This is a genomic window from Halococcus salifodinae DSM 8989 (assembly GCF_000336935.1).
Lineage (GTDB): Archaea > Halobacteriota > Halobacteria > Halobacteriales > Halococcaceae > Halococcus > Halococcus salifodinae.
Genome location: NZ_AOME01000044.1, coordinates 1 through 551 on the forward strand (window position 1 = coordinate 1; position 551 = coordinate 551).

Below are 551 nucleotides of genomic sequence, written 5' to 3' on the forward strand. Positions count from 1 at the left end.
CCACGCTCACAGCGCGCTCTCACGCCTCTCAGACCGAAGCGAACTGGGCGGGCCGCAGGTTCAGGCGTTAGCCCTATTACCTCGGCTTGAGAAAGGCCCAGTACGGCAATAGCCATCCCGGCATTGCCCGCCGCGTCGCGTTCCCAGTCATAAGCTGGGAATCGCAACGGTTGTCCGGGCCTTCCTCCCGGCCTTCCTTCCACGTATTTGAGTTACATCGCCGCTCTCAGCCCTATCTCATAAAACCATGTGTCGTTGATTCTTATCCCGCCAGCCCTCCGGCCCCCTGTGGGCCGTGAGGGTCCGGCTCCAACTAGATCCACACAAAACACTTCAACAGAAACGTCAAACAAGAAAATATGAACCGGCGGGCTCTCATCAGTGCTGTTGGAACAGCCATCTTCGCCGGATGCATCAGCGGCGGCAAACAGGGAACGAACAACAACCAATTGTCAGTCAATACCGAGCCAGTAGCACCAGGTCAAACGGGAACAATCACCATCAGAACAGAAGAAACCCAATATATCAACAACGGACCTGAGTTGGTGGAG

1 protein-coding gene is annotated in these 551 nt (G+C 55.9%); it reads left to right on the forward strand.

Features of this window, described 5'->3' with window-relative positions:
* Positions 1 to 359 precede the first annotated feature (359 nt).
* Positions 360 to 551: hypothetical protein (locus C450_RS22660; RefSeq protein WP_206536839.1), on the forward strand; the 192-nt coding region annotated here is incomplete at its 3' end.